General features: G+C 38.1%; 24 protein-coding genes. 10 read left to right on the top strand and 14 right to left on the bottom strand.

Annotated features, from left to right (window positions below; translation table 11 throughout):
- Positions 1 to 21: 21 nt before the first annotated feature.
- Entirely contained in the window at positions 22 to 1,566 is a 1,545-nt protein-coding gene (locus ACN0TV_RS05260) for a hypothetical protein (RefSeq protein ID WP_417360817.1), read from the bottom strand.
- Positions 1,567 to 1,720: 154 nt separating this feature from the next.
- Here ACN0TV_RS05260 and ACN0TV_RS05265 point away from each other — a divergent pair, with 154 nt between their 5' ends.
- Genes ACN0TV_RS05265 through leuB form a run of 4 tightly spaced genes read left to right on the top strand, consistent with a single transcriptional unit; the run spans position 1,721 to position 6,053 of the window.
- On the top strand, positions 1,721 to 2,893 hold the full coding sequence (locus ACN0TV_RS05265) for a 2-isopropylmalate synthase (protein WP_417360819.1): 1,173 nt from the start codon (positions 1,721 to 1,723) through the stop codon (positions 2,891 to 2,893).
- Between the two features lie 8 nt (positions 2,894 to 2,901).
- Positions 2,902 to 4,299, top strand: coding sequence for a 3-isopropylmalate dehydratase large subunit (gene leuC / locus ACN0TV_RS05270; RefSeq protein WP_417360821.1), 1,398 nt, complete (start codon positions 2,902 to 2,904; stop codon positions 4,297 to 4,299).
- A gap of 32 nt (positions 4,300 to 4,331) precedes the next feature.
- Positions 4,332 to 4,922 carry a 3-isopropylmalate dehydratase small subunit gene (gene leuD / locus ACN0TV_RS05275; RefSeq protein WP_417360823.1) on the top strand — a complete coding sequence of 197 codons (591 nt, stop codon included), beginning with the start codon at positions 4,332 to 4,334 and terminating at the stop codon, positions 4,920 to 4,922.
- 12 nt (positions 4,923 to 4,934) lie between these two features.
- Positions 4,935 to 6,053, top strand: a complete 1,119-nt coding sequence (gene leuB / locus ACN0TV_RS05280) for a 3-isopropylmalate dehydrogenase (protein WP_417360825.1) — start codon at positions 4,935 to 4,937, stop codon at positions 6,051 to 6,053.
- Between the two features lie 94 nt (positions 6,054 to 6,147).
- On the opposite strand, the gene ACN0TV_RS05285 is transcribed toward leuB, so the two are convergent.
- Both ACN0TV_RS05285 and ACN0TV_RS05290 read right to left on the bottom strand, forming a co-directional pair.
- Entirely contained in the window at positions 6,148 to 6,522 is a 375-nt protein-coding gene (locus ACN0TV_RS05285; protein ID WP_417360960.1) for a hypothetical protein, read from the bottom strand.
- Positions 6,523 to 6,610: 88 nt separating this feature from the next.
- Complete coding sequence (locus ACN0TV_RS05290; RefSeq protein WP_417360827.1) at positions 6,611 to 7,297, bottom strand: ArsR/SmtB family transcription factor; 687 nt, start codon at positions 7,295 to 7,297, stop codon at positions 6,611 to 6,613.
- Positions 7,298 to 7,365: 68 nt separating this feature from the next.
- Between ACN0TV_RS05290 and ACN0TV_RS05295 the strand changes: the two genes are divergently transcribed.
- Together ACN0TV_RS05295 and ACN0TV_RS05300 are read left to right on the top strand one after the other, a co-directional pair.
- Positions 7,366 to 7,779: an amino acid-binding ACT domain-containing protein gene (locus tag ACN0TV_RS05295; protein WP_417360829.1), complete on the top strand. Its 414-nt coding sequence runs from the start codon at positions 7,366 to 7,368 to the stop codon at positions 7,777 to 7,779.
- Between the two features lie 23 nt (positions 7,780 to 7,802).
- Positions 7,803 to 8,285, top strand: a complete 483-nt coding sequence (locus tag ACN0TV_RS05300; protein WP_417360831.1) for an OsmC family protein — start codon at positions 7,803 to 7,805, stop codon at positions 8,283 to 8,285.
- A gap of 69 nt (positions 8,286 to 8,354) precedes the next feature.
- Here the strand turns inward: ACN0TV_RS05300 and ACN0TV_RS05305 are convergent, their stop codons facing one another.
- Complete coding sequence (locus ACN0TV_RS05305; RefSeq protein ID WP_417360833.1) at positions 8,355 to 9,815, bottom strand: Gfo/Idh/MocA family protein; 1,461 nt, start codon at positions 9,813 to 9,815, stop codon at positions 8,355 to 8,357.
- Positions 9,816 to 10,185: 370 nt separating this feature from the next.
- Entirely contained in the window at positions 10,186 to 11,334 is a 1,149-nt protein-coding gene (locus ACN0TV_RS05310) for a cysteine desulfurase family protein (protein WP_417360835.1), read from the bottom strand.
- Between the two features lie 92 nt (positions 11,335 to 11,426).
- Between ACN0TV_RS05310 and ACN0TV_RS05315 the strand changes: the two genes are divergently transcribed.
- Both ACN0TV_RS05315 and ACN0TV_RS05320 read left to right on the top strand, forming a co-directional pair.
- On the top strand, positions 11,427 to 12,341 hold the full coding sequence (locus tag ACN0TV_RS05315) for a hypothetical protein (protein ID WP_417360837.1): 915 nt from the start codon (positions 11,427 to 11,429) through the stop codon (positions 12,339 to 12,341).
- An 86-nt stretch (positions 12,342 to 12,427) separates the two neighbouring features.
- Complete coding sequence (locus ACN0TV_RS05320) at positions 12,428 to 13,288, top strand: methylated-DNA--[protein]-cysteine S-methyltransferase (protein WP_417360839.1); 861 nt, start codon at positions 12,428 to 12,430, stop codon at positions 13,286 to 13,288.
- A gap of 21 nt (positions 13,289 to 13,309) precedes the next feature.
- On the opposite strand, the gene ACN0TV_RS05325 is transcribed toward ACN0TV_RS05320, so the two are convergent.
- Together ACN0TV_RS05325 and ACN0TV_RS05330 are read right to left on the bottom strand one after the other, a co-directional pair.
- Positions 13,310 to 13,861 (bottom strand): Smr/MutS family protein, encoded by a 552-nt coding sequence (locus tag ACN0TV_RS05325; protein ID WP_417360841.1) that lies wholly within the window; start codon positions 13,859 to 13,861, stop codon positions 13,310 to 13,312.
- A gap of 25 nt (positions 13,862 to 13,886) precedes the next feature.
- Positions 13,887 to 14,105, bottom strand: a complete 219-nt coding sequence (locus ACN0TV_RS05330) for a hypothetical protein (RefSeq protein WP_417360843.1) — start codon at positions 14,103 to 14,105, stop codon at positions 13,887 to 13,889.
- Between the two features lie 142 nt (positions 14,106 to 14,247).
- On the opposite strand from ACN0TV_RS05330, the gene ACN0TV_RS05335 reads away from it, so the two are divergent.
- A complete protein-coding gene (locus ACN0TV_RS05335; RefSeq protein ID WP_417360956.1) occupies positions 14,248 to 14,508 on the top strand; it encodes a DUF2752 domain-containing protein in 261 nt (86 codons plus the stop codon).
- A 17-nt stretch (positions 14,509 to 14,525) separates the two neighbouring features.
- Positions 14,526 to 14,864, top strand: a complete 339-nt coding sequence (locus tag ACN0TV_RS05340; RefSeq protein ID WP_417360845.1) for a CCC motif membrane protein — start codon at positions 14,526 to 14,528, stop codon at positions 14,862 to 14,864.
- Positions 14,865 to 14,977: 113 nt separating this feature from the next.
- Here ACN0TV_RS05340 and ACN0TV_RS05345 read toward each other — a convergent pair whose 3' ends face one another.
- The 7 genes from ACN0TV_RS05345 to ACN0TV_RS05375 all read right to left on the bottom strand — a co-directional run bounded on the left by ACN0TV_RS05345 (position 14,978) and on the right by ACN0TV_RS05375 (position 21,230).
- Positions 14,978 to 15,799, bottom strand: a complete 822-nt coding sequence (locus ACN0TV_RS05345) for a siderophore-interacting protein (RefSeq protein WP_417360847.1) — start codon at positions 15,797 to 15,799, stop codon at positions 14,978 to 14,980.
- Between the two features lie 10 nt (positions 15,800 to 15,809).
- Positions 15,810 to 16,748: a siderophore ABC transporter substrate-binding protein gene (locus ACN0TV_RS05350; protein WP_417360849.1), complete on the bottom strand. Its 939-nt coding sequence runs from the start codon at positions 16,746 to 16,748 to the stop codon at positions 15,810 to 15,812.
- A gap of 68 nt (positions 16,749 to 16,816) precedes the next feature.
- Positions 16,817 to 17,575, bottom strand: coding sequence for an ABC transporter ATP-binding protein (locus tag ACN0TV_RS05355; RefSeq protein WP_417360850.1), 759 nt, complete (start codon positions 17,573 to 17,575; stop codon positions 16,817 to 16,819).
- Complete coding sequence (locus ACN0TV_RS05360) at positions 17,572 to 18,519, bottom strand: iron chelate uptake ABC transporter family permease subunit (protein ID WP_417360852.1); 948 nt, start codon at positions 18,517 to 18,519, stop codon at positions 17,572 to 17,574. Before ACN0TV_RS05360 ends, ACN0TV_RS05355 begins: the two co-directional genes overlap by 4 nt.
- Positions 18,516 to 19,424, bottom strand: coding sequence for an ABC transporter permease (locus tag ACN0TV_RS05365; protein ID WP_417360854.1), 909 nt, complete (start codon positions 19,422 to 19,424; stop codon positions 18,516 to 18,518). Before ACN0TV_RS05365 ends, ACN0TV_RS05360 begins: the two co-directional genes overlap by 4 nt.
- Positions 19,425 to 19,655: 231 nt before the next feature.
- Positions 19,656 to 20,900 (bottom strand): ornithine--oxo-acid transaminase, encoded by a 1,245-nt coding sequence (gene rocD / locus ACN0TV_RS05370; protein WP_417360855.1) that lies wholly within the window; start codon positions 20,898 to 20,900, stop codon positions 19,656 to 19,658.
- Between the two features lie 198 nt (positions 20,901 to 21,098).
- Entirely contained in the window at positions 21,099 to 21,230 is a 132-nt protein-coding gene (locus tag ACN0TV_RS05375; RefSeq protein ID WP_417360857.1) for a hypothetical protein, read from the bottom strand.
- Between the last annotated feature and the right edge of the window lie 127 nt (positions 21,231 to 21,357).

Genomic DNA, 21,357 nt, shown 5'->3' on the forward strand with positions numbered 1-21,357 from the left:
TGATTTTGCTGTGTAGACACCCTAACGGTTTAACTTTTTGGCCTTCTCTTTTATAATGTCACCAACCGGACGATTTTCGATTTTGCTCTCCAGCCATGATATGATGTCCAGATATAAAAAGGCTCTTTTTTCATAAGGATGATCCTCAAACTTCTTTAACCGAGTATGCAATTTTTTAAATTCATCTTTTAACTCGTGAGGATAAATCTCCCCAAGATTCCTTAAGAATTTAATCATTTCCTTCTGAACTTCGTGCAGATCATTCATCTTGAGCAGGAACTTATAGGTGCTTTTGAGTTGAACCTCTAAATGATAGTCCATTCCTGCCTCATAATGTGCCACTAGACTTAGGACTCTAGAAAAACACATCAAATCTTCCCGCATGGTAAGTTGTTTGTTGTTGATGATCTTCTTCAGGTATTGAATACACTTTTTATTATCACCCATACCAAAATACATACAGGCTAATTTATAATACAATACCATGACATGATGTTCATCAATTTTGTCCTCATAACGCTTAACGCCATCCAAAATCACCTTTTCTAAATACTGAGCCTCTTCAAATTCGCCGCTCATAAAATAAAGGTTGAGTTTATTGCCGTTAATACAAAAGAAGGAAAGTACTTCTAAATTATCATTTCGAGGAAATTTAGGATCGTCTAGAGTATGTTGCAATCGATTCAATGATTCCTCAAACTCAGAACGATATTTGATGTAAAACATCGAGTCCAGCAGGTAATTGACCCCTTTGAGATAGAATACAGGATTTAGATAAATCATGCTTTCATTATCGTAAAAGAGGGACACCCATCGGGATGCGTATTTATAACAGGATAAAAAATCTTGGGTTAAAAAACTATACCACAACTGCGCCTTATACAACCAAAGTTTTTCCCTAAAATCCAAATCAGAGAGTTTAAACTTAGGCATATGTTTTTTATAATAATCAGTAACCCACTGATATTCTTCATCGGTCTTTACGTAACCAAATCGCAGCATTATACCATACAACTGAAGCGACAGGTTTGAAAGTTTGCTAGTCAATACATTTTGCAAACTCAATTCTTTGGCCTGAACGGCAAGTTCATCTGCCCTACCACTAATACTTCTTGTGATGTACTGGGTCTCAATTACTTTCTCCAATTCAACAATTTCATAGGCCACAACTTTTTCTTGGTACGCTATGGCTTGAGCCTTGGCTTTATCTAAAATTTTTAAACTTTGTTTATACAATCCTTTGTGATAAAGAATGGTAGCAAAATCAAGTTGCTCACGAATTTGCAATCGGATATTTTGATTCACAGGGTTAAGACGCAAACTCACCAAAATTTGCTTGTAAAGGTGAGCCTTGAGATTGGATAACTGCTGCTTCTTAACGATGCCGCTTTTTAGAATCTCACCCTCCTTATAATCTTGCATTTTATCTAATAAATTAAACAGTGCAAGAAATTTGGCATCCGCATTAACCCCTAATCTATTTACGTATAACTTAAATTGTCTCTTTTCGGACTTTGACAAGGATTTAATGAGTATAAATAAAGTGTCTTTTTGATGACTTGTCATTGTAATAATAAAAATTCAATTAATTGATAATCAGATAATTTACCCTATAAAAGTTACCTTAAACATTGTAAAGAAATGGTTAAGGGAACAATAAATTACGGGAACAAGATATACATTCGTAATTCAAAATCTGAAATTACATTAAAAAATCAAGATGAGTAAAGAAAAAGTCCAAATCTTTGACACCACATTAAGAGACGGAGAACAAGTCCCTGGATGTAAGTTGAACACAGAACAAAAGCTTATCATTGCCAAGCGTCTTGATGAGTTGGGAGTCGATGTGATAGAGGCCGGTTTTCCGATTTCTAGTCCGGGTGATTTTAAGTCAGTGGTTGAGATTTCAAAAGTTGTTAAAAACGCCACAGTTTGCGGGTTAACACGTTCTGTTCGCAAGGACATTGAAGTTGCTGCAGAGGCGATTAAAGGAGCTGTTAGACCACGTATTCACACGGGTATCGGTACTTCTGAATCACACATTAAATACAAATTTAAAACCACACAAGAGGATATAATTCAGCGTGCAGTTGCTGCTGTTAAATACGCCAAAAGTTTTGTGGAAGATGTTGAGTTTTACGCAGAGGATGCAGGTCGTACAGACAACGAATTCTTAGCACGTGTATGTGAAGCAGTGATAAAAGCAGGAGCAACTGTTTTAAACATCCCTGACACTACAGGGTATTGTCTGCCAGAAGAATACGGTGCGAAAATAAAATATTTAAAAGAAAATGTTACCGGTATTGATAGAGCGATTTTGTCTTGTCATTGCCATAATGACCTTGGACTCGCCACAGCAAATTCCATCGCGGGTGTGATTAACGGTGCCCGTCAGATCGAATGTACCATCAATGGTATTGGAGAGAGAGCAGGAAACACTTCTTTAGAGGAAGTAGTAATGATCATGAGACAGCATCCAAATCTAGGTCTAGATACAGGAATTAATTCAAAACTTTTATACGACACCAGTAAAATGGTATCAGAACGCATGGGAATGATGGTACAGCCTAACAAAGCAATTGTTGGTGCTAATGCCTTTGCTCACAGTTCAGGAATCCATCAAGATGGTGTAATTAAAAACAGAGAGACTTATGAGATCATTGACCCTGCAGATGTAGGTGTTACCGAATCATCAATTGTGCTAACTGCTAGAAGTGGTAGAGCCGCATTAGCCTACAGAGCTAAAAAAGTCGGTTATGAATTAACCAAGCTTCAGTTAGATAAAGTCTACGAAGAATTTTTAACCTTTGCAGATACCAAAAAAGAAGTCATTGATCAAGATATCCATCAGATCATTGAAATTAGTAAAATTGATATTAAAGCAATAGCTTAGGGAACGTAATGGGAAAAACATTATTCGATAAGGTTTGGGATCAACATGTGGTCCATCAAGTGGATAACGGTCCACAGATATTATATATCGACAAACATTTAATACACGAGGTCACTAGTCCTCAGGCATTTGATGAGTTAGAGCAACGCAATATTCCTCTTTTCAGAAGGGACCAGATTGTTGCAACAGCAGATCATAACGTGCCAACAAAGGATCAGCATTTACCAATACAAGATTTGTTGTCCAAAAAACAGGTGGAAATGCTCTCTCATAATTGCGAAAAACACGATGTTACATTATATGGACTTGGACATCCTTATCAAGGAATCGTTCACGTTATCGCCCCTGAATTAGGAATTACACAACCTGGAATGACCATGGTTTGTGGTGATAGCCACACCTCCACTCACGGTGCTTTTGGAACTATTGCCTTTGGTATTGGTACCAGTCAAGTGGCTCAGGTGTTTGCGAGCCAATGCCTTTTGATGTCAAAACCAAAAAGCATGCGTATCAGTGTAAATGGAAAACTTAAAAAAGGAGTGCTTCCTAAGGATGTAATCCTTTATATCATCGCCAAATTAGGCACGAATTCAGGAACTGGTTATTTTGTTGAATACGCCGGGGATGTATTTGAGAACATGAGCATGGAAGGCCGTATGACGGTTTGTAATATGAGTATTGAGATGGGTGCTCGTGGAGGAATGATTGCTCCGGATGATACAACCTATGAGTATGTAAAAGGTCGCGAGTTCGCACCAAAAGGAGAAGAGTTTGATAAAAAAGTAGCCTATTGGAGAACACTTCCAACGGACCCTGATGCACGCTTTGACAAAGAATACAATTTTGATGCTTCGGACATAGAACCGATGGTGACCTACGGTACCAACCCAGGTATGGGAATGAAAATCACAGAATCTATCCCAGAAAAAAATGATGTTTCTTTTGAAAAATCATTGGAATATATGGGCTTTAAAAAAGGAGAAAAATTACTAGGTAAACCTATTAATTACGTCTTCATTGGAAGCTGCACGAACTCTAGGATTGAAGATTTTCGTTTAGCCGCAGAATACATTAAAGGAAAACAAAAGGCAGCGAATGTCAATGCCCTAATTGTTCCTGGTTCTCAACAAGTAGCTGAACAAATTAAGACCGAAGGAATTCAGGATGTATTTGAAGCTGCAGGATTTGAAATCAGACAAAGTGGATGTTCCGCTTGTTTGGGGATGAATGAAGATAAAATACCAGCCGGTGAATACTGCGTCTCCACCTCCAATCGAAATTTTGAAGGTAGACAAGGCCAGGGAGCACGAACTATTTTAGCAAGCCCACTTGTCGCCGTTGCTACTGCAATTGCGGGTAAAATAGTTGATGTGACACAAGATATAGAAGAATTGGAATTGGTATAACCCGAAAAAAGTACCGTATATTAGGTAAAATAATGGAGAAATTTACAACACTAACCACAACGGCAGTACCATTGCCAATAGAAAATATAGATACGGATCAGATCATTCCGGCTCGTTTTTTAAAAGCCACAAGTAAACTTGGGTTTGGTGAAAACCTATTCAGAGACTGGCGTTATAGTAATGACGGAAAACCAAATGAAGATTTTGTCTTAAACAACCCAACCTATGGTGGTCAGGTCCTGGTAGCTGGCGATAACTTCGGTTGCGGAAGTAGCCGTGAACACGCTGCTTGGGCACTTGCTGATTATGGCTTCAAGGTTATTGTATCTAGTTACTTTGCGGATATTTTTAAAGGTAATGCACTCAATAACGGTTTAGTACCGATCCAGGTAAGCCCAGAGGTATTACAACGTATTTTAACAGGCATACAAAACGATCCGTTCGCTGAAATCGTTGTCAATCTAGAAGAGCAATACATCGCACTTAAGAACACTGACATCAAAGAATCATTTGAAATAGATGCCTACAAAAAAATGTGTCTGATCAATGGATATGATGATATTGACTTTTTAGTGAGCAACAAGGATAAAATTGAAGCTTTCGAAGCTTCAAGAACTATATAATAAATAAGATTTATGGATTTAAATATTGCAGTACTTGCTGGTGATGGTATTGGGCCTGAGGTTACGCAACAAGCGATTAAAACATTAAACGCTATTGGTGAGGTTTACAATCATAACTTCACATTTAAGGAAGCAGTAGTAGGAGCTGCTGCCATCGATCAAACCGGGGATCCTTTACCGGAGAAAACCCTTGAGGTATGTCTACAAACTGACGCCGTACTTTTTGGCGCTATTGGTGACCCTAAATACGATAATGACCCTTCTGCTAAGGTTCGTCCGGAGCAAGGGCTTCTAAAACTCAGAAAGTCTTTAGGTCTTTTTACAAATATTAGACCTATTAAGGCCTACCCTACTCTTATCGATAAATCACCTTTGAAAGAAGAGCGTATCCAAGGAACAGACCTTACCATATACAGAGAGCTTACCGGAGGTATTTATTTCGGTGAGAAAAAATTAAATGAAGAAGGTACGGTTGCTTCAGACTTATGTGAGTATTCAGATTTTGAAATCGAAAGAATAGCACACTTGGCATTTAAAGCTGCCCGTGCAAGAAAGAAAAAGCTTACCCTTGTCGATAAGGCCAATGTTCTTGAAACATCACGTTTATGGAGAAAGGTGGTGACCAAAATTGGAAAAAGCTATCCGGATATTACCTTAGATTTTCTATTTGTAGATAATGCAGCAATGCAAATGATCTTAAATCCAAATCAGTTTGATGTCATCTTAACTGAAAACATGTTTGGAGACATCATATCTGACGAAGGTAGTGTTATCGGAGGTTCTATTGGTTTATTAGCTTCTGCTTCAGTTGGTGAAGAACATTCGATGTTTGAACCTATCCATGGTTCCTTCCCACAGGCTAAAGGAAAAGACATCGCAAACCCAATAGCTTCTATTCTATCGGCTGCTATGCTCTTAGAACACTTCAAGCTATACGAAGAAGCCAAGGCCATTCATAATGCAGTAGAAAAAGCCTTAGAATTAAAAGTAGTTACCACGGACCTAGATCCACAGAGTAAGTATACCACCACAAAGGTTGGTGACTTTATTGCTGACTATATTGCTAATGCTGAGGAAATCACAAATTACAATCAAGAGAATATCGATTACGGTCAATCGACCATCATTTAATATTCAACAGTCATTATTATAAATAACAAACCCCGACCAAAATCGGGGTTTTACTATTTATATATACAGCCCAAATCTGAGCTCATAATATCACTTAGCTCGTAGGTAGTGGTGCTCCTACTGCGATATCACATCTATGTCCCGCTTGGCCATGAGGAGGATTAAGCGTAACTGAAGCATCACTATTGAGCATGCTGTTTCCGCCTAATGGTGCACCAACGGCAATATCACATCGATGTCCCGGTTGACCATGTGGCGGGTTTAAACCGGCGGTATTTTGAATAGGTTGTTGCACTGGGGGTGGAGGTGGAGGAGTAAAACTCTCTACTGGCATTTGATCTGCAGCTTCTTTGCTATCATAACCGTCAAGGGTTTCACTATCAGCCCAAGTTGTTTTTTCATTAAGCAGGAAATATCCGCCTATTCCAAGCACCAATACTCCTAAAATAGTAAGTCCAATCTTTTTCATCTCTATAGGGTTTAAAACGTTAAATATACAGAAATTAAAAGAAAACTCGATATTAAGTTGATACTTCGCAAGCCTTAAAGCAATGAAATCATACGAAATCCAGATCTAGTAACTTATACAAATTTTGTCTCCCTTTTGAAGTCAAAACGAGTTCGCGTGAGAATTGTACGCGTTTGAACCAGTGGTTCTCAAGACCCTTTTCCAACAAAACAGCGCCTAGGTGTCCTGCAATATGTGGACGACGCTCAGACCAATCGAGACATTGTCTTGCTAAAGGACGACGGCTCTTTAGCAAGTCCCCTTCAAAAATACGAATAGAAGCTAACCATTCCCATCCCTTGGTACTGACTAAAAAGTCCTTGTCTCTCGGCATTAAGTATCCTCTTTTAACCATGGCATTGGTTATGGAAACACCCACAAATCCGGCAAGATGGTCATAACAACTTCTACAGTACGTTACGCCTTCATTCAGATCCCTCTTTTTTTGAACCTCACATGTATTGTATTGCATCAGGTTAGCTAGTGACTCAACAGCATATGCCACCTCAGCATTGGCAAAACTATAATAACGATGCCTTCCCTGGGGCACCACTTTAAGAACCCCTCCCTTTAGTAGCTTATTAAGATGGTTACTTAGTGAAGTTGGTGAAACAGAAACAGCATGTGCTAACTCAGTGGCGGTATAGGCTCTACCATCTAGTAATTTCCACAAAATTTTAGCACGAGCGGGCTCACAAATTAGTGCCGCAATGTTCACAAAATTAGATTCACCCATAATTCATTATTAAATGAATTATAAAAGTAAAAAGTAATTTAGTTTTGAAGAAACAAAAACAATAAAAGATGAAAGATTTAGAGATTTTACTTGAAAACAAGCTCGGCGAACTAGCTCGACTAGGAAAAATTCTAGGAGAAAATAACATTAGCTTGGAAGGAGGTGGTACTTTTCAGAATGAGGAATTTTGCATTGCCCATTTTTTGGTAAAAGAACCAGAAGCCGCTAAATTTGCACTGGAAAACAATGGCATTAAAGTAGTTGGAGTGCATGACGTTTTAATATTGAAACTTCGACAAGACATTCCAGGACAACTTGGAAACTTCTGCTCCAAACTAGCCGATGGTCAAGTGAACATACTAAATCAATACAGTGACCACGACAACCAGCTTATCATAGTGGTTGATAAGCCAATTGAAGGAAAGAAAATTGTTGACCATTGGATGGAAACATGGTGGGGAAACCAAGATTATAGTATTTAAAACAAAAAAACACTATAGATAAAATGAGCAAACAACACCATTACACTACTGGTCTACGGTGGACGGGTAATCAGGGAACGGGCACCAGCAATTACAAGGATTTTCAGCGAAGTCATAGTATCAAAGTTTCAGGCAAACCTGAAATTCAAGGTTCCTCTGATCCATCGTTTCGGGGTGATAAGACCAAATACAATCCTGAAGAGCTATTCCTTTCCTCTCTATCCAGCTGTCATATGCTTTGGTATCTACACCTATGTGCTGTCAATGAGGTTAGGGTTGTTGATTATACGGACCAAGCCACAGCTACGATGGAAGAGAATACTGATGGAGGTGGAAAATTCATCGAAGTCATTCTACATCCAAAAGTAATCGTTGAAGAGCAAGGCATGATCGAAAAAGCTATGGCCTTGCATAAAGAGGCTAACGAGAAATGTTTTATAGCAAATTCAGTTAATTTTAAGGTGATCCATAGGCCAAGTTGTAAGGTTAGTAACTCGGTAGATTAAACGAGCATTGCGAAAAAAAAAAGCGGAACCTAAAAAGGGTTCCGCTATATGTTTAAAAATTTAAATGGATTACATTTCCCAACCCTGACGATATTCTCGGGTTACATATTGATTGGCTTCTTCGAGATTGGTAATCTTCATATTATTACCATCCCAAAGTAGTTTTTTACGACCGTAGTACTGTACGTTATTGCCGCTTTCTTTTCTAAGCATATAGCTACGTATAGCTAAATTACCCATAAGTACGGTTTCGGTCATTGGACCGGCATAGTCAAAAGATGACGTTAATGCTTTGTGCTCTTTACTGTTAAATCCAGCCTTACACGCTTCGACCCATTTGCGTTGGTGCCCATATTCAGCTTCTTCCATAACATCACCTTCAGGACCAAACTCAGTGGTACCATCGTTTAAATATAACTTAGGCATCATTGGAGAACTATCGTTGATGTTAGTTGAAATAATACCATTTTCTCCATGGATTAAAACACCATTAGCACTGTTTTGCCCTCCGATATCACTGTCCGCAGGAATAATATCCGGATGTGAAGGACGAATTCCGCCATCACTCCAGGTCATCACAATCGGAGAATTCGATTTTTCTGTGGCATCAAAATTTAACGTAATAAACGATGAAGGTGGACATCCTTCAGGATGATAATCCGGTGTCCACATTTGTGAATAAACCGAACTTACACTACATTCGGCAGCAGTTGGATACATCAGTCCAAGAGATCTAAATGGAATGTCAATTAAATGACATCCTACATCACCTAGTGCTCCAGTTCCATAATCCCACCAACCACGCCAATTAAATGGATGGATGTTTGGAATGTACGGAGTTTGTTTTGCCGGACCTAACCATAAGTCCCAATTCAAGGCCTCCGGCTTCTTACTGGGATCTGCTGAAGGCATGGCGCCTCCTTGTGGCCATACTGGCCTATTGGTCCACACCTCAACTTTGGATATCTTACCTAGTTTACCTGAGTCTATCCAACCTTGAACTAATTTATGTAATGGATTCGAAGCGCCCTGATTTCCCATTTGAGTGACGATCTTTTCAGATCTCGCCATCTCAGTAAGCATCCTTGCCTCTCGAATATTATGCGTCATTGGCTTTTGAACATAGACATGCTTTCCACGTTCCATAGCGTATTTAGCTGCAGGTCCGTGTACGTGATCAGGTGTAGAAATAGTCACGGCATCTAGATCCTTTTCCTTATCTAACATTTCTCTAAAGTCAGCGTATAACTTGGCCTTAGGGAATTTTTCAACAGTTTTGGCAGCCGATCCGGAAAAATCAACATCACACAAGGCAACAACGCGTTCTCTTCCTCCTACGGAGGCATTAGTAATGTCAGAGTGTCCTTTACCTCCCGCACCGATGGCCGCGATGTTTAGTCTGTCGCTAGGCGCTACAAAACCCACTCCACCAAGAACATGCCTAGGCACGATCATAAAGGAAGAAGCAAGGGCTGTAGTTTTAATGAAATTTCGCCTTGAACTTGACGAATCAGTTTTCTTTTGCTTCATAATTTGATTAGAATTAATGCTTGTATTTAAAGTTGCTAAAACGATTTAGGTTTCATTCCAAAGCTTAATAAATAGAGTATCACTTTAAAATGATGTTTTAAAGATAGTAAAATAATACACTTATTAAAGCTACTATTACAAAAATTCTATTATCCTACTGTTAATTTGTAATTGTAGCACTTGATAAAAAGATACTTATTTTCTTTTTAATTTAGCAGGAACCCATAGAGATTAATGGGTTGAGGATTGGAAATAAAAAATTCTTGTTCTCCCTAAGAATAACCATGCATTGGTAGTACTTCAAGGCGAACAAGAATTTATATTTATTACTATAGGTTTTGAAAAAGTTTGTACAGCTACTGAATTTCTGTTAGTTTACAATGTACTCTTTCAAACATTCTATGACATAATCCAATTCTTCTTTAGTATTGAATTTTGAGAAGGAAAATCGTATCGAAGGCTTTTCTAGATCTTCTTGACTTAAGATCTCATTTAGGACATGAGAACCTGTATCACTACCGCTTTGACAAGCAGAACCCTTAGAACAACTAATTCCTTTGAGATCCAATTGAAATAAAAGCAAAGCTCCCTTTTCTGAACTTAAAGGTAAACACACATTAACCAGTGTATAGGTGCTTTTTGAATCATCTCCGCTGTTCCCATTTAACTTAACACCAGGTATTTCCTGCTGTAAGCGCTCGATAAAATATGTTTTTAATGCTCGTACTTGACTACGCTCTTGCTCAAGATTTTCGTAGGCCAACACAAAAGCCGTTTCTAAACCTACAATATTATGGAAGGGCTCCGTACCAGCTCTAAATCCTCGCTCCTGCTCTCCTCCGTGGATCATAGGTTTTAAAGGAATATTCTTTCTGATAAACGCGAATCCAACGCCTTTGGGTCCATGAAACTTATGGGCTGCTGCAGTTAAAAAGTCGACTGGAGTTTTGGCTAAATCCCACTCCCAGTGTCCGACCGACTGTACTGTATCCGAATGAAAATATACCTGATACTCCTTACATACTGCTGCAAAGGCATCAATGTCTATCATATTTCCGATTTCGTTATTTATATGCATCAAACTCACCAAGGTTTTTTCAGTGGTGGCTTGTAAAATGGATTTTAGATCCTCCAAATCCGGGGATCCAAATTCATCTAAGTTCACATAAGAAACCTGTATTCCATGAGTGTGTTGCAGAGCCTCTACAGTATGTAAAACTGCATGATGTTCAATTTTCGAAGTCACAATATGTTTCACGCCCAAATCTATAACGGCGCTTGTCAAAATCATATTATCAGCCTCTGTACCTCCAGAGGTGAAAATGATTTCAGAGGGACTTGCATTTAATTGCTTTGCAATGGTTTTACGAGCTTTCTCAATTTGAGTTTTTGCCGCTCTACCAAAACTATGGGTGGAAGAAGGGTTTCCGTAAAAATTCGCCAACGCATCTTGCATATCGGCGATTACTTCTGGTCTAGGCTGTGTTGTCGCAGCACTATCTAAATACACTTTTTGCATGTTAGCAAAATTACTTTTAATTAAAATTATTCACAATAAATTTCGTTATAAACTGAGTTGTGTTACATTTGCTAAAGCTTAAAATTCAGGTGATGAAGAAAATTTTATTTTTGGTTCTAGGGCTGCTTATCTTTAGCTGTGATGACGGTGATATTATAATTGAAGAACTCAGCTTCGACAGTACTGAAATCGACAATGCCTGTGGTCAACTTACACTATACAAGATCTCAGAGACAGGTACTGAGGCATTGATCTTAGAAATAAATGGAAATGATGGAAGCTTTTTAAACACCCTTGAAAATCAAGTTGACACTACTACATTTACTATCAACAACTCTTCTGTAAAGGTACTCTATAGAATCTTTGATGCCAAAGTAAGTGGTGATTACTTTTGTCAAAACATTCCACCTACAACACCATTAGTAACCGAAGAGTGGTATGCTCGTAGTGGTACCATTCAAGTGGTTACAAGCTTACTTGAAGATGACGAGGATGAAATTCCATTTACCAATGAAGGAGCAGTGGTATTAGAAAATGGAACTATAGATAAGGCGAATTCTCAGAACACAGATGGCGATGCATATCCAGATTACCTTGACATCGATGACGATGGAGACAATGTACCTACTATCGAAGAAATAGACATTGTTGACGGCGTAGCCGTATTTAGGGATACTGATGGTGATGGAATTCCAAATCACCTAGATCCAGATGATGACAATGATGGTATTTTGACTATTAATGAAGATTTGAATGGAGACGGAAACCCGGCAAATGACACTACAATAATCGATGGAGTTGCCGTTCCGAATTATTTGACCAGCGTAACAGCTGTGGCAAGTACAAATGAAACCATAAAACTCAAAAACAACTACAAACAAATCTACACTAGTGTGATCAGCTTTGTTGACGGGTTCCAATTGGAAAACGGAAGCGAAGAGATTAAATATGATGTGGATGAGTACATTTTTGGAACCTATACTATTGAAAACTCCATTAACGAATAAGTAGTGGGGTAATTTTAAAAGAGCGCAAGAATCGTATTTGTCGGGCCATTTAGAAATGGGATCTTTACAGTGTTAAATTCAGGGAAATGAATACACAACAAGAAATAGATTACAACCGCATAGCAAAGGTTATACGCTACATCAATGCCAATTTCAGACAACAACCAAGTCTTGAGGAACTCGCTGAGCAAGTACACCTAAGTCCATACCATTTTCAACGACTCTTTAAACAATGGGCTGGTACCAGCCCTAAGAAATTTCTCCAGTATATCAGTCTAAACCATGCCAAAAATTTATTGAAGGACCGACAGGCTACCCTTTTTGATACCTCATATGATACTGGCTTATCTGGAACTGCACGTCTCCATGATTTGTTTGTAAACATTGAAGGAATGACACCGGCAGAATTTAAAAATGGTGGCGTCAACCTACAGATAATGTACAACTTCCATTCAAGCCCATTTGGTAATTTACTTGTTGCCAGCACATCTAAGGGCATCTGCCATATGGCCTTTTATACAGATCAAGACAAAGAATTTTCGGCATTAGTAAATAAATTTCCTAAGGCGATTTATTACCGTAAAACAGATAACCATCAACAAAATGCACTTCGGGTTTTTAATCATGACCTTAGTGATATAGAAGATATTAAATTACATCTTAAGGCAACCAATTTTCAATTAAAAGTATGGGAAGCACTGTTGAAGATCCCTTTTGGAGAACTTTCCACCTATGGTAAACTTGCCAAACAAATCGGAAACCCAAAAGCGTCAAGAGCTGTAGGAACTGCCATCGGGAGCAATTGTGTTGCCGTTTTGATCCCCTGTCATCGCGTAATTCAATCTACGGGAGCCATAGGAGGTTACAAATGGGAAACTCCCAGGAAATCGGCTATCATCGGTTGGGAACAGGCACAACTAAATTTGGAAGCAGAAGCCAATCCATAACAACACTTATAAGATCTCGGTTTACAATGCACTCTGATGAATGTAGACCTCGGTAGCACCGAGTCCATATTCGCGATAATTGGCATCATAGTAGCTGATGCAATCATATCGAGAAAAGAGGAAATGTAGTTCAGACTTCAGTACCCCCTCACCCATTCCATGAATAAAAACCACCCGTTGAATTCTTTTGGAAATTGCAAATTCAAGTTGACCTCTTGCCGTATTGAGTTGAAGGTTCAGTATATCAAAATTGGTCATGGATTTGGATTTGGCAGTGAGTTTTTCAATATGCAGATCCACCTCCATTGCAGGAACTTGTTTCTCCTTTTTCTTTTTGACAAAGGAACGCTTTTTTATTTTAGATTCCTTTTCAGACAAAGCATGGTACACATCAATATTACTCACCTTAAGGGAAGAATCATCATTGATTACCACCAATTCATCAAACATGAATTCCATATCGAAACCATCAGTAGTACGCACTGTGGCAGATCGATCGCCAAGCTTAAGGATGTACCCTTTTATAGCATCATCCAAAACCTCCACCCTAACTCCTACTTCAAACTTACTCATATAGCTACCTTGTTTTCTTGAAGCTTTAGTTTTTACTTACTATGTCCTGATGATCATCAGAGTCATCGACTTCATTTTCCACTTCTTTATTATCCTTAACCCAGAACTTAGTACACTTGTAAAGTCCAAACATCAGTAAAATAAAGCCTACAATCTTTAAGTACCCATCATAAGTTGATGCCTCGTCACTTAGAAATATAATTCCCGCACCTAGAACAATACAAACAATTGCAAACACTCTCATAAAGCAAACATTTTTTATTTGTTGTATGCAAAAATAGCACTTTGAAATGGGTTAGATTCACAACTTTTTAATAAGTTTACACAAGATATCTTGGCACCGCAGTTAAATGATGCAAATTTTGAATAGCAGTATTGAAGACTACATGATTCCGTGTTTAAACAAAACATTGTTAGGAATGGAATGCCCAGGTTGTGGATTACAGCGATCTTTGTTCTTGTTAGGACAAGGAGAATTTGTAGCCGCTTTCAAGATGTATCCCGCTATTTATCCATTACTTATCTTTTTAATATTCATAGGGCTTTCAACTTTTAGGAGTTTTAAGTATTCCAATAAAATAAAAATGTATTTGGCACTGCTAACTATTGCCACTATCATAATCAGTTATATCAATAAACTAATTTAACCTTTATAACAATCAATATGGAAAGAGAACAACAAAACCTGAGCCCAACGATCCAATACGTACTATCGATTCTTGGTTTTCTATGCTGCTGCATAGGTGGACTTGGATTTATTCCAGCTGGAATTGCCTATTACACCGCTAACAAAAAGATAAATGAAGCACTTAGAGATCCGGACGGCTACACTGATTCTGGTGTAAAGTCCATGAATACCGTTAAAATAGTGGCTTTAGTTGTCTTAATTTTGAATCTTCTATACTTAGCGTATACCATTTACACTATTTCGACAATAGGATGGGATGAGTTACAAGAGCAACAGCAACAAATTATGGAGCAGTGGGGCTTAGAAGGAGCCTAATATTTCAGAGGTATTAAAACCCACAAGGATTTATAATAACAAAACAGTTGCGAGCCTAGCTTTCAACTGTTTTGTTATTAAACAGATGTGATAAAGAGCTTAGAAAATGACGTTTATGCAATGGATTTTTTTTCTGCTTGTCGGTCTACCACAGATTTATCCTCCGCCACCCCTTTCTTCCAGTAAGAATAGGCATAGAGCTCGGAGGCACTCCACTCTAGCTGTTTTCGCAGGTAGGTTCTAATTTGTTTGACATCTGAAAACTCGGATGCAACATATCCAAATTTGGATCTCGAAGGTATCTTGAGGTTTTTTACAGCTGCTACTAACCCAGACTCATTTTGAGTTTCCTGCTCAACGATCCATTGAAATTCAATAGCCGCCTTGGTCGTCAAATCCTGTATGTCCTCAGGCGAGTTTACCTTGATCACACAAATCCCTGTTGCTGATGCTGCAAGACCCTCTAGAATAGCACCCAATACAGGAATTGCCGTGACATCACCAACAAGTAAAAACCAATCCGCATGACTTGGGTATAATACCTTTGGCGTTGTACGCATGGCAACACCAAGTTTATCACCTATTTCAGCATTTACAGCCCAAGTAGAAGCTGGACCATTATCCCCGTGGTTCGCAAAATCTATATAAAGTTCATTTTTAGATAGGTCAACTCCTTTATGTGTATAGGTTCTCACCGAAGGAGCCACTTTGTTATCTTCATGCAACCATTTTCCAGTTTGTGGATCCAGTACAGGAAAGTGCACCTGATCCACGCCCACAGGAGGTATATATATCTTATTATTATCTCCCACAGTCGAATGCTGAAATTCAGTCACATCCCCACTCAGTGTAATTCTGATATAGTGAGGTGTTAGAAATTCTTTGGATTTTAATGTTAAGACCTTTCGGGCTATTGTTGCTTTTGTTTGTGCCATTTGTTTTATTTTACAAGTTTACACTTACCTCTTCAATCATTTTCTGTAATGCATAAATACCACCTCCGGACAAATACCAAACTTCAGGATCAAGATAAATAATTTTACCTTTCTTATACGCATTGGTCTGCTGGATAAGTTGGTTTTCAATTTCATCTTTATTAGTGGCATCCTTATCCACTACGGCACTTCTGTCAATGATGTAGAGATAATCCGGATTAGCATTTTGGATAAATTCATTGGAAATTCGTTGACCGTGGCGACCCGCCTCTAAATCTTCAACAACCTCCTTTACACCAAAAACATCATGTATTATACCAAAACGAGAACCTTTACCATAGGCGCTAAACCTACCTTTATTGTGAATCACTATTAAGGCGCGTTTATCCGATGCTTTCACTTTATTCTTTAAGTCTTCTACAGCGTTCTCTACTTCCTGCTCAGCTTTTTGCGTTGACTCAGAAGCATCGAATATAGTGGCGTACATTTGGGTAATCTTTTTAAAGGAATTTAAATAATCGGTATAATCAATTTCTGTATAAACCGCCGGTGCTATTTTTGAAATTTCATCATAAGAATTCAACATCCTTCCTGACATAAAAATCACATCCGGTTGCACTTCATTGAGGAGCTCAAAGTTTATTTCTTTAAGATTCCCCAAATCCACTACCGAAGCATCATCCTTGTATTTAGACAACTGCAGTGGAATTGATGCTTTTGGAACACCCACAACTTTAACACCTAACAAATCCAACATTTCCAGGGAAGCAAAATCAAGCGCAACTACTCGTTTCGGATTTTTGACAATTTCAACAGTTCCCAATTCATGGGTTATCGTTACAGTATCCATAGTTTGATCAGACTGATCAACCGGAGTGTTTTTGTTTTCCTTACATCCAACAAAAACTATAGACAAAAGCAATACCGCTATTTTAAAGTTACTTTTCATGAAGTTAATTTTTAATTTTTTCAATTCTCAATTTTTATAATTTCTTGTATAATAATGCCTCGAGGCTATTAATAAAAATAATTACAAATCTGTTTTCCAGATTTGTGAATGATTTCGAAATCAATGTCAAACACCTCACCCAGAATTTTAGGATTCATAATATCCTGCGTAGCTCCAGAGTGGAGAATTTTTCCATTTTTCATGGCTACGATATAATCGGAATAATGAGATGCAAAATTTATTTCGTGTATCACTATAATGATGGTCTTCCCTTTTTCTCTACACAATTGTTCCAAGCGCTTCATGATTTGAACAGAATGTTTCATGTCAAGATTGTTCAAAGGTTCATCCAGTAAGATATAATCCGTATCCTGGGCAACAACTAGTGCCAAAAAGGCTCTTTGTTTCTGCCCTCCACTGAGTTCATCAACATACTTGTGTTGGATGTCCCTTAGATCTAAAAACTCGATAGCCTCATCAATTTTAAGCTTATCTTGCTGGGTCAATTTCCCTTGAGAATATGGAAAGCGACCAAATCCTATCAACTCTCTCACCGTCAATTTCAACTCTAAATGATTAGATTGTTTAAGTATGGAAAGCTCTTTGGCCAATGCCCTACTCTTATAGGAATCCAGGTTTTTATCATTGATCATGACATCTCCATTGTTCTGCTTCAGAAGCCTGGAAACTATTGATAACAACGTGCTCTTCCCAGCGCCATTAGCACCGATAAGGGAGGTGATTTTACCCTCTGGAATCTGCATGGAAACACGGTCCACAACGGTGTGATCCGAATATGTTTTAGTAACACTATCTACGCTAATCATACCTTTCTAACTTTTAGTAGAAGGAACATAAAGTATAATCCTCCTATGAAATTAATAATGATGCTAATGGTTGTATTGAAATTAAATACCTGTTCTACGAAAAACTGTCCACCCAAAATAGCCACGACACTCACCAAACAACAACATGGGATAAGGATATTGTGCTTATAGGTTTTAAAGAGCTCATAGGTTAGATTGGTCACTAGGATTCCCAAAAAAGTAAGTGGACCAACAAGCGCAGTAGAAACCGCAACTAACACTGAAATAATAAACAGGTAAAATCTAACCGTCCTATTGTAATCCAATCCGAGATTGATGGCATTTTCCCGACCCAAAGAAATCAGGTCTAGGTTGTGAACTTTTCTAAACCCTATAATAAAACACAATAACATAAATCCTAAAGCATACCAGAAGATATCCAAGTTCATCCTGTTAAAGGAAGCAAACATCTTTTGTTCAACGATCATAAATTCGTTGGGGTCTATTACCAACTGCAAGAAGGAACTCACTGTAGTAAATATGGTTCCTAAAACCAATCCTATCAGCAGCAGGAAGTACATATTGCTTTTGCCTCTTTTAAAAATTAGAACAAATAGTAAAAAAGCAAAAACCAACATAAGTCCAATCGAAACAAAAAAGTTTTCAGAATTTTTAATCACCTGAAATGTTTGGTCTCCGTACACAAAGACAATCAAGGTCTGAAACAACAAATAAACTGCCTCGAATCCCATTATAGATGGGGTTAGGATTTTGTTATTGGTCAAGGTTTGGAAGACCACTGATGAATACGCTATACAACAACCTACAATAATCATGGAAGCAACCTTATATCCCCTTCTTTCCAAGGCATACTCCCAACTATTCGGGAGGTTGTAGAACAAAAATAAACCGCTCAGAGAAAGGGTTAAAAAAACCAAGACCAGTATTTTTGATGTCGTACTCATTGTCTTTGTCTCATTAAAAGAATTAAGAAAATCACACCTCCAATAAGCCCTACGGTCATACCTATAGGGATTTCGAAAGGAAAGATGATTAACCTCCCAATGATATCACAGATCAACAGGAAAATGGCTCCAAAAATTGCGGTGATTGGCAGGGTGTTTTTTAGATTATCTCCATAAAGTACACTTACGATATTGGGAACAACCAACCCTAAAAAAGGAATGGTACCAATGGTAAGAACCACCACACTTACCGTTAGAGAAACACAAAACAGTCCAATATTCATGACCGCTCTATAATTCAATCCTAAGTTTTTAGAAAAGTCCTCCCCCATCCCCACAAGGGTAAATTTATTGGCGTACAAATAGGTTATCACAACCGCGGGTATACTAAAATATAGCAACTCATACTGCCCTTGGAGAACTCCTGAAAAATCCCCCATCATCCAAGCATTCACATTTTGAACAATATCATTCTTATACGCAAAGAAGGTGGTAATGGAATTTAAAATACCTCCAAACATCAAACCGACAATTGGAATAAAAATGACATTTCTATATCGGATGCGGTCTGCTATTTTTAAGAACACAATACTGGCTAAAAACGTAAATCCGAAAGCGAACAATGATTTGAGCCAAACATCTGATTGAGGGATAAACACTAAAGACGCCAAAACACCCATTTTTGCGGCATCCAAAGATCCAGCGGTTGTAGGAGACACAAATCGGTTCTGTGTCATTTGTTGCATGATCAGTCCACAGACGCTCATTCCTACACCTGCCAAAATTAGAGCCGCTGTTCTTGGGATTCTACTGATCACCATTACTAATTTTTGTTGTTGATTCCACTGGAGAATCTCAAGGACGGAAATGTCAGTTACTCCAACAAAAATTGAAATTACTATCAATAAAAAAAGCAGTATTAAGAGTGTATATACCTTCAATTTATTTATACTAATTCTAAATAGCGAAATTAGCAAGAATATCTCAGATAATAAAACCAAAAACTCTTAATAGTATGTTAGAATTTAACTACTTCAGCTACTAATTTTAAAAGGTTCATTAAAAATGAGACATAAAAAATCCCGGCTCAAATGAGTCGGGAAATTATAACGTATTAATTGAGGTCTATTTTAATGTTATACCTCAAATTCCTTTAGTGTCGTTGTAATTATAGAAACGCACTCAAGTAATTGCTCCTCTGTCATCACTAGTGGTGGTGCAAATCGAATTATATTACCATGAGTAGGCTTGGCTAACAGACCATTCTCTTTAAGCTTTAAACATATATTCCAAGCGGTATCACTCTGATCCGTATCGTTGATCACAATAGCATTTAGCAAGCCCTTACCTCGGACTTTATTCACTATGGTACTGCCTTTAATATATTCACCTAGTTTTTCTCTAAAAACCGTCCCGAGTCTATGGGCATTATCCGCCAATTCTTCATCTTTTACCACCTGTAAGGCTTCCATGGCTACCGCCGCAGCAATTGGATTACCACCAAAGGTACTTCCATGCTGTCCCGGTTTAATGACTTCCATGACCTGGTCATTAGCCAATACAGCACTAACAGGATACACTCCACCACTAATAGCCTTACCTAGAATCAACATATCAGGTTTCACCCCTTCGTGATCCACGGCTAGAATCTGGCCGGTACGTGCAATTCCCGTTTGGATTTCATCCGCTATAAACAATACATTATGCTGTTCACATAGCGCCTTAGCTTTTTCCAAATAACCATCAGTTGGCACGTAAACTCCTGCCTCTCCCTGAATTGGTTCTACTAAAAATCCGGCAATATGTTCCTCTTCAATTAGTACCTTCTCAAGGGCCCCTACATCGTCATAAGGAATCTTGATAAATCCAGGGGTATAGGGGCCAAAATTCTTTCGAGCATCTGGATCATTCGAAAATGATATGATTGTCGTTGTCCGACCGTGGAAGTTATTTTCGCAAACTATAATCTTAGCCTGCTGCTCGGGAATGTTCTTTTTCTCATAAGCCCACTTTCTGCATATTTTAATAGCGGTCTCCACAGCTTCTGCCCCTGTATTCATGGGCAACACCTTATCATATCCAAAATATGAGGTGATATAGGCTTCAAACCTTCCTAGCATATCGTTGTGAAACGCTCTTGAAGTAAGGGTGAGTGTTTTTGCTTGCTCGATCATCGCATTAACAATACGCGGATGACAGTGTCCCTGGTTTACTGCAGAGTAAGCAGAAAGAAAGTCAAAATATTGCTTTCCCTCTACATCCCACATGTATGCGCCCTCTCCTCTATTTAATACAACTGGTAAAGGGTGATAGTTATGTGCACCATACTTTTCTTCTAGTGCAATTGCACTTTGAGAACTTAATTTTTCCAATACTGACATTGTGAAATTCTAATTTAAATGTGATACTTTACTATTCCTTCTTATTGGAGAGAAATCATCCCTGTAGTTCTAGCAAATTTGAAAATATTTTTTTTAGCTTCAAAACAATACTAGGAATAAAACCATAGATAAAACAAAAAAAGTCCTTAACCTAAAAATAGATTAAAGACTTTTTCTGAATTCAAACCGTGTAATAATCTAATTCAAAATACCTAAAAAGGCAAGCACTGCAGAGATAACTACCCCTGACAATACCGCAATCAGAAAAAATACGATTGCTTTTAGTGCATAGATTAAAACAGGTGAATCGTGATGTAATTCTTGCCCCATAATAATTTATTTAAAAGATTACTAAAATGCTATTTGGGGCTGTTTAATTGAATTCCGAAGATAATCAATTACAAAATAAATACCAATTAATTCAAGCATTATTTAACTCAAAATCAACAAGTTCACT

Source organism: Galbibacter sp., from assembly GCF_048266365.1.
Lineage (GTDB): Bacteria > Bacteroidota > Bacteroidia > Flavobacteriales > Flavobacteriaceae > Galbibacter.

Coding starts and splice junctions, on each gene's coding strand:
- ACN0TV_RS05355 (WP_417360850.1), bottom strand. CDS start 17,575: ATGATTAGCGTAGATAGTGTTACTAAAACATATTCGGATCACACCGTT.
- ACN0TV_RS05340 (WP_417360845.1), top strand. CDS start 14,526: ATGGAAAGAGAACAACAAAACCTGAGCCCAACGATCCAATACGTACTA.
- ACN0TV_RS05310 (WP_417360835.1), bottom strand. CDS start 11,334: ATGCAAAAAGTGTATTTAGATAGTGCTGCGACAACACAGCCTAGACCA.
- leuB (WP_417360825.1), top strand. CDS start 4,935: ATGGATTTAAATATTGCAGTACTTGCTGGTGATGGTATTGGGCCTGAG.
- leuC (WP_417360821.1), top strand. CDS start 2,902: ATGGGAAAAACATTATTCGATAAGGTTTGGGATCAACATGTGGTCCAT.
- ACN0TV_RS05375 (WP_417360857.1), bottom strand. CDS start 21,230: ATGGGGCAAGAATTACATCACGATTCACCTGTTTTAATCTATGCACTA.
- ACN0TV_RS05335 (WP_417360956.1), top strand. CDS start 14,248: ATGATTCCGTGTTTAAACAAAACATTGTTAGGAATGGAATGCCCAGGT.
- ACN0TV_RS05320 (WP_417360839.1), top strand. CDS start 12,428: ATGAATACACAACAAGAAATAGATTACAACCGCATAGCAAAGGTTATA.
- ACN0TV_RS05285 (WP_417360960.1), bottom strand. CDS start 6,522: ATGAAAAAGATTGGACTTACTATTTTAGGAGTATTGGTGCTTGGAATA.
- ACN0TV_RS05295 (WP_417360829.1), top strand. CDS start 7,366: ATGAAAGATTTAGAGATTTTACTTGAAAACAAGCTCGGCGAACTAGCT.
- ACN0TV_RS05360 (WP_417360852.1), bottom strand. CDS start 18,519: ATGAGTACGACATCAAAAATACTGGTCTTGGTTTTTTTAACCCTTTCT.
- ACN0TV_RS05300 (WP_417360831.1), top strand. CDS start 7,803: ATGAGCAAACAACACCATTACACTACTGGTCTACGGTGGACGGGTAAT.
- ACN0TV_RS05345 (WP_417360847.1), bottom strand. CDS start 15,799: ATGGCACAAACAAAAGCAACAATAGCCCGAAAGGTCTTAACATTAAAA.
- ACN0TV_RS05350 (WP_417360849.1), bottom strand. CDS start 16,748: ATGAAAAGTAACTTTAAAATAGCGGTATTGCTTTTGTCTATAGTTTTT.
- leuD (WP_417360823.1), top strand. CDS start 4,332: ATGGAGAAATTTACAACACTAACCACAACGGCAGTACCATTGCCAATA.
- rocD (WP_417360855.1), bottom strand. CDS start 20,900: ATGTCAGTATTGGAAAAATTAAGTTCTCAAAGTGCAATTGCACTAGAA.
- ACN0TV_RS05290 (WP_417360827.1), bottom strand. CDS start 7,297: ATGGGTGAATCTAATTTTGTGAACATTGCGGCACTAATTTGTGAGCCC.
- ACN0TV_RS05330 (WP_417360843.1), bottom strand. CDS start 14,105: ATGAGAGTGTTTGCAATTGTTTGTATTGTTCTAGGTGCGGGAATTATA.
- ACN0TV_RS05315 (WP_417360837.1), top strand. CDS start 11,427: ATGAAGAAAATTTTATTTTTGGTTCTAGGGCTGCTTATCTTTAGCTGT.
- ACN0TV_RS05260 (WP_417360817.1), bottom strand. CDS start 1,566: ATGACAAGTCATCAAAAAGACACTTTATTTATACTCATTAAATCCTTG.
- ACN0TV_RS05265 (WP_417360819.1), top strand. CDS start 1,721: ATGAGTAAAGAAAAAGTCCAAATCTTTGACACCACATTAAGAGACGGA.
- ACN0TV_RS05325 (WP_417360841.1), bottom strand. CDS start 13,861: ATGAGTAAGTTTGAAGTAGGAGTTAGGGTGGAGGTTTTGGATGATGCT.
- ACN0TV_RS05305 (WP_417360833.1), bottom strand. CDS start 9,815: ATGAAGCAAAAGAAAACTGATTCGTCAAGTTCAAGGCGAAATTTCATT.